We start from the raw sequence: 8,571 nt of genomic DNA on the forward strand, positions 1-8,571 counted from the left end.
ATAGGATTGGGATGTAAGCACGAAGGCAACGACGTGTTCAGTCCGCGATTACTAATAGTCTTAGTTACGTCTAATTACCGTTTCTCAAACCCAGACGAAATCCATAAACGTCTTGTGAAATTCATTCTTTCTGCTCTCCAAAGCATATCCCAAGCCAGGCCAAGATGGCGGAGCGGCCACGCGGTTGACTGCAGATCAACTACACTCCGGTTCAAATCCGGATCTTGGCTCTCAATAGCGGCCACAGCAGGTGTGTCACACCCGTTCCCATTCCGAACACGGAAGTTAAGACACCTCACGTGGATGACGGTACTGAGGTACGAGAGTCCTCGGAAAATCATCCTCGCTGCTATTGTTTAGTAAAAGACTGTTTTTAGATTAAGTAATTCAAATAGTTTAACGGTATTTTTTAATTCTAATTCATTCAGATAACTATTTCAAAAAAGATAGTCAATTGTACCAATAATATATGTCTGCCATCAGGAACCTTGAGCAATATGAATGGCTGGTTTATTTATTCGATGGTTTAACTTTGGTATTTGTGGGATTATTTCTTTTAGGAACACTATTTGGTTCTGCAAATGATGAAAGAACCTTACCAACAATGATTGCATCTCTTGCCTGTATTGTTATGTCAGTTTATTTTTTTGCTGAAGCACTCTTTGCCCGGAATAAAAAAGAATTTGAATTGGAGATCTGATTTATCTCTTTACTGCTTCTCTGTCTGTTTTTATCAGAAGATATATCTGAAAAGATTGAAAAGTACTAGTAATGCCTGAATTTTCTGAAGAAAGAGCAAATCAGTTAGTAAATACCTTTTCGATGATACCAATAATCATCTACATCGGTGTTGCTATTCTTCTTTCCGTTGTTGCTGTAATGTCACTTATTGAATCTATTTTTGAAATAGTCTTGATGATGACTACAATGCAATGGGAAACGGGAATCGTTAATGTAATTTATTCAATTTTATTTACTGTAATTATTATCGAATTATTTGAAACTGTTACAGTATATCTCAAAACGAAAAAAGTTCCTGTCCGTGCATTACTTATCGCAGCATTAACAGCACTTATCAGACACCTGATAGTAGTAAATATTAGTGAGACGGAAATTTACAATTATATTGGTATTTCAATCGTGATGGCAGTGCTGATAGCTGGAATATACTTGTTAAAAGAAGACATTCATACCGGAAATTTGCGAATATAATTAAAAAAATCAGATTTAATGAAATAATTGAAGGTCTAACATTGTCCTTAATGGAATATCATGAATTCAAAAATTCTAACTGATGGAACTGAAGTGCTTACAGAAGAACAGGCGGAAGAATTGTGGGAACTCGGAAATAGCGGAGCACAAAATGCCGCATCCTCACTCTCTTCATTGATTGGAGTTCCGGTATCAATATCTATTCAAAAAATTATCATGGTGAAATTGGAAAACCTGCAGCAATATATGGATGATTCTGTTGCATCTATGGTGGTTTTTCAGGTTCGTGGGCAGATAGCCGGGAATGGTTCTCTAGTACTTCATGTTCCAAAAAAATCAATATTAAAACTTTCATCAATAATGCTTGCAGCTCCGGATGAAGACCGTGAAATTAATGAGATGGATATGAGCATGCTGCATGAGATTGGAAATATCATGACCTCTTCATATCTTGATGCATGTGCGAATCTGCTATCTATAATGCTTATTCCTTCGCCTCCATCAATGGTGATAGATATGCCTCATGCAGTACTTCAGTCAGTAATTGCCGGACAGGAAATTGATGAAGAATTGGATCATGTTCTTTTTTTTAAAACTGATATGCACTGTGCAGAATATGATCTTGAAGCCGGATTGCTATTATTACCTTCAAAGTCATTATTACATGAATTACTTGAGAGGTTCAGATTCATAAAAGCAAAAAATAATTAGTTCTTTTTTTACTAACGCTTCTGTATATGTATACTATATCTCTTTGAGTATTGATGTATGATGACATGTATCTGCTTCTATGTCCGTGTATTCAAAATCCGAATTTACGGGCAATAGGTATTACCCATCAAAATGATCTGGATGCTTTTAAGCAGGTTCTTAAACGGTGTGACTGGTTTGGAATAAAAACAAAATTTTTACCGTGTGCTGAAACAGAGTACCTAGGTCTTAATCGTCCTCCTGCTCATTTTATTGATAGATTAGATACACCTGAGTTTTATGCTTTATTGAATCGATTGGAAGAAAAATTACGTCATGATTTTGAAAATGATGGATATCCTTATGCAATAATCGGGGTTGATTCTTCTCCAGTTTGTGGAGTCAGACATACCTGGTATGGAGAAAAAGATGGAAATCCTGCGAAAATTCCAGGTAGAGGAGCATTTCTATCACGATTCTCTGATATTATTGCATATGATGTTTTTGAAGCATCATGTTGGAAAGTATACTTAGCTGCACCATTGTTTTCCGAAGCAGAACGTAATTATAATGTTAAGATTGCAAAAGAACTCTCCAGATATGGAATGGTTGTTCATCTCCCTCAGGATTGTGGAGATTCAGTCAGTTCCAGAGATGAATCAATGCAGGATCAGATATTCAATAAAAATATTGAGGCATTGGATAATTCTGATTTGGTAATAGCAATAATAGACGGGGCAGATGCAGATTCCGGAACATCATGGGAGATTGGGTATGCGTATGCAAAGGGGAAGAAAATTATTGCTTTACGGACAGATTTTCGCAAAGTCGGAGATAATGAAATAGTGAATTTAATGCTGGAAAAAGCATCACACGTGGTTTATGACATTCCTTCTCTTATTCGTGCATTGCCGTGCCCAATTCCAGTTGATGAGAGTTAATCCCTGATTTTTAATTTTTCCATTTTATGAATTAAAATATTTTTGCATCATTTTGATGGCACAAAGAGTTCCGCACATGGTACAATTTGTGTCGTTTGGAATATTCCTGCTGGCTTCGAAGGGGTCCAGGGCATATGCAGATTGTTCTTTAAAATTCATCATCGCTCGTTTTTCTGCAAGAAGTTTGTCTTTATCTGACAATCCGTATTTCATTGAATCGCCGATATGAGCAGCGATTCTAAAGGCCATTAGTCCTTCTTTTACATCATCGGGAGTTGGAAGGCTTTTATGTTCGGCTCTGGTGATATAACAGAGATAATCTGCACCTGCACCTGATGCAATTGCTCCCCCTATTGCGCCGGTAATATGATCATATCCCATTCCAACATCCTCCGGAAGAGGGCCGGCCACAAAAACCGGATAATGAGACTTTTGTTTATAATATTGAATTGAATCTGCTATTTTATCCGCTCTTATGTGACCTCCGGCTCCCTCAATAATCACCTGAACTCCTTTTTCATGTGCCTTATGAGCCAGACGAATATTTTCATCCACTTCTAATGCCTGGGCTTTATCAGCTACATCATGAATGCATCCGGATCTCATGGTATTGCCAAGTGATAAGACGACATTTTTGGACTTAAACATCTCAAGGATCTCATCAAAATTTGAAATATATGGGTTTTCATTTGAATTTTTTATCATATACGATGCCATCATCGCTCCTCCTTTTGAAACAATGCCCATAATCCTGTGGTTTTGTTTCATCGCTTTAATTGTATGAAGAGAAGGGCAATGAAGCACCATTGATGAGATATCTTCCTGTAATTGGTTTTTTAAGGTATCCATAATCAGATCATCCGTGAGAAAATCAAGAGTATTTTCAGATACAGCCTGATAGAGAGGAACTGTTGTTATGGGTAATGAGGTTACATCACGAATGGATCTTCTAATATCAGTTATATCTCCGGCGGTTGAAAGATCAGTTATGGTATCAGCGCCAAATTGCTCTGCAATTTCTGCTTTTTTTATCTCTTCATCCGGGTTACAATGACCTGAAGATGTTCCAATATTCACATTAATTTTTGTCTTTAATCCCTTCCCAATTCCTGTTCCGGTTTTTCCCCGGAACATTATCGCAATGGAACCATTTTGCATTCCTTCTTTGATGAACTGTATTGATTTCTGTTCATATTCAGCTATTTTGTTTATGGTATCTATCTGAAGATTATCAATCATGATGATATTCCAATCTTATTGAGAGTTCCTTGTTAATGAGGTTATACTGAAGTACTAATCCAGATAACTGCATAGAATCGAATTAGATCATTATTATTTTGATAGAAAATTTTGTAGAAAATGCTATACGTTTAAATTTGCTATCATACAATTCACCCACCATGATAGTCTCTGAGAACCAGGGTTTGAAGTTATCACTATGAACAGGAGTATTCAGAAATTCAGACACACACCGCACTTCATTATTGAAGGAAATTTGTTGGGATAATTCCAGAATGACTATAATTTGGCGGGATAAAGAACAAAGGAGGCGCTAAAATGCTTTTCATAAGCACATTCCAATGGGAGCCGGAAAAAATGAAAGAGGTAATGGAAATCTGGATGAATGAAAAAATTCCATCCGGAATAGAGGTCATTAAGGAGTGGATTGCTCTGGATGTCAATATGGTGTATCGCTTAATTGACGTTAAAGACCCGGCAGCTCTTCTTAAGCAAGGGGTTTTCTGGGGTTCACTTGGTTACACTGAAATGCATCCGGTCATGGAATCCGGAGACGCAATGAAACTCATGGGATAACCAGATTTTTTTTCAAAATTCAATGAACAAATAATCTATCTTTACTATTTTTGAGTATGGAGATCTAACGGATACTAGAATAAAATATGACATCAGAAAATACCGAAATAAATTTACTCCATACACTACGCAAAGAAGCAGGATCAGCCCTTAAGGTGGATATCTGGTATGAAGGAGAAATCTGGGTATTTCATCCGGTTGGATCTATTGACACTGGAACATGTGGCGATCTTGAAGTCACGTTAATAGAAGGAATCCAGCAGGGAATGAGATGGATAGTGCTGGATATGACTGATGTCAGGTATATCTCCAGTGCCGGAATCCGGGTTCTCATTCTAGGAGCTAAAACCCTGAAACAAAAGAATGGAGAATTGAAATTATCTACTTTAAATAAGACGGTGGAAGAAATAATTCAAATGACCGGATTAAAAAAAGTTATTCCTGTTTATCCGGATAATCAATCTGCAATTCATTCTTTTTCGACTAAAGAATAATTATTATTTTTCCAGGTTTAGAAATTCAAAATCTATATGTCCGTTTATTGGATCTGCTTTCATTAACCTTACCACTACTTTCTGGCCCACATGAAGCCCGGATTCCCTTTTCATAACCCTCCCCTCAGCCGGAGGACTGATAAGCCTGACATATGTCCCTTTTTCGGATGCTCCGGTAATAAATCCAGAAAATGTATCTCCAATTCTTGGTTTTAAAAGTAAAGCAGCGGCAGATTTTCTCATAAACCGTTCTACTTTATTTGCTGCTTTTTCTCTGCCTGATAGCCACTCGGCTTTGTCATTTAGTTCACTAACACGATAAGGAGATTTTGTCCCAAGTAATACTGATTTTATGAGCCGTTGAATTATTAAATCTACATATCTTCTGTTCGGAGCTGTTCCATGTGTATAATCTGTTACGGCAAGGGCAAAGTGCCCGATTGGCACTTTTCCCGGAATAAATGGCACATATTCTCCTGAACCCATGAGTTTTACAATGGTGAGTGAGAGATCAGGAAATCGTTCTGGATCTGCTTCATGTTGTTTTGTTAAAAATGTTGAGAGTCCTTTCGCATCCGGATGCTCTGATAATTTTGTTCCATATTTTGCAGCAACCATCCGGATTTCTTCCCAGTATTTTGGAACTCTGACAACCCGGTGAATCATGGGAAGATCTGCATTTTCCAGAAAAAAAACCATTGTTCCGTTTGCAGCAACCATAAATTCTTCTATTAAACACCTTGCTGGATTTTGTTTTTGAATAACAAGGTCGGTTACGGTCTCTCCATCTGATACCACCTGTGCTTCAAGTGTCTCAAGATCCAGTGCTCCTTTTTTTCTACGAAAAGCTCTGAGTCTGACTGCTGCTTCATTTTGTAACCTGATTTGGCCCTCTAGTCCAGGAGTTTCTTTTATAAATTGTGGAACCGGAATTTTGCTTTCCAGCCAGTCACCAATCTCTTCGTACACGAGTTTTGCTTTATTCCGGACAATTGCACGATATATTTCTCCGTGTTTTACTGATCCGTCAGGATGAACATCATATTCGGTAATAATTGCATGTCTATCCTCTCCTGGCAAAAGTGAACTGATCCCCTTGCACAACCTGTCAGGGAGCATATGAAAGGTAATAACTCCCGGATATACTGAAGTTCCATTATGGTTTGCGTGTCTGTCTATGGATGAATCCTTAGTTACATAATAATCAACATCAGAAATTGCGATTTTTATGTGAATATCTCCATTTTCACCAGGTGATGCATACTCAATCTGGTCAAGATCTTCTGAATCAGGATTATCTATTGAGCTCCAGAGAAGATTGCGGAGATCTTTAATTCCTTTTCTGGAGTGAATATGATGTTCAGGAACAAGGCGACCTGTTTCATGGATAACATCGTGAGGAAATCTTGGAATAAATCCATACCGTTCCATGGCATCCCATGCGATAGTTTTCAGATCAACATATTTTTTTTTCATGGATTGTACCTGTGAGTGGAAACAGGGATGATTACAAATATCAGTTCGTATTTATGATATCTATAGTTCTGCCTGTAAAAAAGGTGTAATGTAGATTATCCTTTTTATCAGAATTATCCTGTAATAATTGGTCTGTTTATTTATTCAGGTATTTAAAAAAACGATAATGTAATCAAGGTTATTCACTTTCGGTTTTTTCAACAAATAATGGAACATGAGAGAATTTGTTTACATCAAAAATTCCTTTTGTGGTAATCCGTATCTCCGGAATTACTGACAGGGCCATAAATGAGAGATACATGAATGGATCATGTATTGCACCACATGAAGATGTCATGTTATGAAGTCCTTTTAACGCTTCATGAACTTTTTCAAAGGATAGTTCGGACATCAGTCCTGCAAAAGAAAGAGGAAGAATAACTTCATCATTTCCGGAACAAGCAACCATTGCTCCCCTGTGTTTCACAACCGATGCAATTGAAGCAATAATCTCTTCATCACTGGTTCCGGCTGCAATAATATTATGAGAATCATGTGAGACACTTGATGCAAGAGCTCCACGTTTCAGGCCAAGACCCTGAATCAGCCCTACACCAATATGCTTCGGATAGTACCGGGAGGCCACAACAATTTTCAGAATATCTCTTTTAGTATCCGGAATATCTTCACTTGATAATGGGATATACCCGGTCACTGTTCCTATCTGACCTTCCTGTATTTTTATCACCCGGGCAATCCCTTCTCCTGAAATCCGGATCTCTGATGGTGTTGGTATTTTTGCATTAAATGGGCATTCCCGGATTAATGATGAAGGAGCAGAGGTAAAGTCAGATGTGGAAATGTCGATTCCTTTCTTATATACAGTCCGGACATTACATTCGTTAATATCATCTACCACACAAAAATCCGCAATTCTCCCCGGACTGATGGCACCCCGGTCAGATAACCTGAATCGCTCAGCCGCTGATAATGTTGCCATTTTGTATGCAAGTTCAGGTTCGCATCCCTGTCCAATTGCTTTTCTGATACAGTCATCGATATGACCGGTTGTAACCAGCATGTCTGCATGTCGATCGTCGGTACAAAAGCAGCATCGTGATGAGTTACAGGCGGTTACCAGGGGAATAAGAGTATTCAGATTTCTTTCTGTTGATCCTTCACGAATAAACAGGTACATACCTTTTTGAAGTTTCTCTTTGCCTTCAGCTATGACGGTTGTTTCATGATCACTTTGCATTCCTGAAGCTATGTATTGATCAAGCATTGTACCGGTGATGAATGGTGCATGACCGTCTTTTATTTCTGTCAGAGAAATTTTTTGCATCACATCCGGATTTCTCTCCAGAACTCCGGGCACATTCATCATCTCTCCAAGTCCGATTACTCCTTCCCTGCTTATATATGGATGAAGTATTTCTGCTGTCAGGGTATTAGCGCATTCATCAATCGGAGTTGCGGGAACACAGGAGGGTAACATCACCAGGATATCAAGTGGGAGATCCTGGTTTGCCTGAATCATATAGTCAATTCCGGCAGTTCCACAGACGTTTGCTATTTCATGCGGGTCAGCTATTACAGATGTTGTCCCATGTTTCATCACAACCCGGGCATATTCATGTGGAGTAAGAAGAGAACTTTCAATGTGGACATGAGCGTCAATAAAACCTGGTAGGACGTATTTCGATCTTAAGTCAATCTCTTTTTTTCCACGATATCCTGATCCAACTCCGATAATTTTTCCATTCCTGACAGCAAAAGGTTCATCCTGCCATTCACAGGTAAAAGGATTAAAAATCACCCCGTTTTTAAATATTATATCTGCTGATTCATTCCAATTTGACATAGAGTACTTATAGCTCCATATTTTCTAATCGCAATCACGGCTCTGTCGGATAATCAAGTGATACCCCGAATTTCAGGAACTCTATGACTTTAGCCATAAT

9 protein-coding genes, 1 tRNA gene and 1 rRNA gene are annotated in these 8,571 nt (G+C 38.2%); 8 read left to right on the top strand and 3 right to left on the bottom strand.

Features of this window, described 5'->3' with window-relative positions:
• The first annotated feature begins 158 nt into the window (after positions 1-158).
• The 6 genes from DLD82_RS17725 to DLD82_RS17750 all read left to right on the top strand — a co-directional run bounded on the left by DLD82_RS17725 (position 159) and on the right by DLD82_RS17750 (position 2,843).
• A tRNA-Cys gene (locus DLD82_RS17725) sits at positions 159-230 on the top strand.
• A 3-nt stretch (positions 231-233) separates the two neighbouring features.
• Positions 234-355: ribosomal RNA gene (rrf, locus tag DLD82_RS17730) — 5S ribosomal RNA — on the top strand.
• Between the two features lie 114 nt (positions 356-469).
• On the top strand, positions 470-700 hold the full coding sequence (locus tag DLD82_RS17735) for a hypothetical protein (RefSeq protein WP_109942464.1): 231 nt from the start codon (positions 470-472) through the stop codon (positions 698-700).
• 71 nt (positions 701-771) lie between these two features.
• Positions 772-1,212 (top strand): phosphate-starvation-inducible PsiE family protein, encoded by a 441-nt coding sequence (locus tag DLD82_RS17740; RefSeq protein ID WP_109942465.1) that lies wholly within the window; start codon positions 772-774, stop codon positions 1,210-1,212.
• A gap of 60 nt (positions 1,213-1,272) precedes the next feature.
• Entirely contained in the window at positions 1,273-1,923 is a 651-nt protein-coding gene (locus DLD82_RS17745; RefSeq protein ID WP_109942466.1) for a chemotaxis protein CheC, read from the top strand.
• A gap of 65 nt (positions 1,924-1,988) precedes the next feature.
• Entirely contained in the window at positions 1,989-2,843 is an 855-nt protein-coding gene (locus DLD82_RS17750) for a nucleoside 2-deoxyribosyltransferase (RefSeq protein WP_109942472.1), read from the top strand.
• Positions 2,844-2,867: 24 nt separating this feature from the next.
• On the opposite strand, the gene thiC is transcribed toward DLD82_RS17750, so the two are convergent.
• Positions 2,868-4,082, bottom strand: coding sequence for a phosphomethylpyrimidine synthase ThiC (gene thiC, locus DLD82_RS17755; RefSeq protein WP_109942467.1), 1,215 nt, complete (start codon positions 4,080-4,082; stop codon positions 2,868-2,870).
• Positions 4,083-4,400: 318 nt separating this feature from the next.
• Here thiC and DLD82_RS17760 point away from each other — a divergent pair, with 318 nt between their 5' ends.
• Together DLD82_RS17760 and DLD82_RS17765 are read left to right on the top strand one after the other, a co-directional pair.
• Positions 4,401-4,658, top strand: coding sequence for a DUF3303 domain-containing protein (locus tag DLD82_RS17760; RefSeq protein WP_109942468.1), 258 nt, complete (start codon positions 4,401-4,403; stop codon positions 4,656-4,658).
• An 86-nt stretch (positions 4,659-4,744) separates the two neighbouring features.
• Positions 4,745-5,152 (top strand): STAS domain-containing protein, encoded by a 408-nt coding sequence (locus DLD82_RS17765; protein ID WP_109942469.1) that lies wholly within the window; start codon positions 4,745-4,747, stop codon positions 5,150-5,152.
• A gap of 3 nt (positions 5,153-5,155) precedes the next feature.
• Here the strand turns inward: DLD82_RS17765 and DLD82_RS17770 are convergent, their stop codons facing one another.
• Both DLD82_RS17770 and ade read right to left on the bottom strand, forming a co-directional pair.
• Positions 5,156-6,628 (bottom strand): RNB domain-containing ribonuclease, encoded by a 1,473-nt coding sequence (locus DLD82_RS17770; RefSeq protein ID WP_109942470.1) that lies wholly within the window; start codon positions 6,626-6,628, stop codon positions 5,156-5,158.
• 178 nt (positions 6,629-6,806) lie between these two features.
• On the bottom strand, positions 6,807-8,471 hold the full coding sequence (gene ade / locus DLD82_RS17775) for an adenine deaminase (protein ID WP_109942471.1): 1,665 nt from the start codon (positions 8,469-8,471) through the stop codon (positions 6,807-6,809).
• Positions 8,472-8,571 lie beyond the last annotated feature (100 nt).

It is taken from the genome of Methanospirillum stamsii (assembly GCF_003173335.1).
Classification (GTDB): domain Archaea; phylum Halobacteriota; class Methanomicrobia; order Methanomicrobiales; family Methanospirillaceae; genus Methanospirillum; species Methanospirillum stamsii.

Coding starts and splice junctions, on each gene's coding strand:
- DLD82_RS17735 (WP_109942464.1), top strand. CDS start 470: ATGTCTGCCATCAGGAACCTTGAGCAATATGAATGGCTGGTTTATTTA.
- DLD82_RS17740 (WP_109942465.1), top strand. CDS start 772: ATGCCTGAATTTTCTGAAGAAAGAGCAAATCAGTTAGTAAATACCTTT.
- DLD82_RS17745 (WP_109942466.1), top strand. CDS start 1,273: ATGAATTCAAAAATTCTAACTGATGGAACTGAAGTGCTTACAGAAGAA.
- DLD82_RS17750 (WP_109942472.1), top strand. CDS start 1,989: ATGTATCTGCTTCTATGTCCGTGTATTCAAAATCCGAATTTACGGGCA.
- thiC (WP_109942467.1), bottom strand. CDS start 4,082: ATGATTGATAATCTTCAGATAGATACCATAAACAAAATAGCTGAATAT.
- DLD82_RS17760 (WP_109942468.1), top strand. CDS start 4,401: ATGCTTTTCATAAGCACATTCCAATGGGAGCCGGAAAAAATGAAAGAG.
- DLD82_RS17765 (WP_109942469.1), top strand. CDS start 4,745: ATGACATCAGAAAATACCGAAATAAATTTACTCCATACACTACGCAAA.
- DLD82_RS17770 (WP_109942470.1), bottom strand. CDS start 6,628: ATGAAAAAAAAATATGTTGATCTGAAAACTATCGCATGGGATGCCATG.
- ade (WP_109942471.1), bottom strand. CDS start 8,471: ATGTCAAATTGGAATGAATCAGCAGATATAATATTTAAAAACGGGGTG.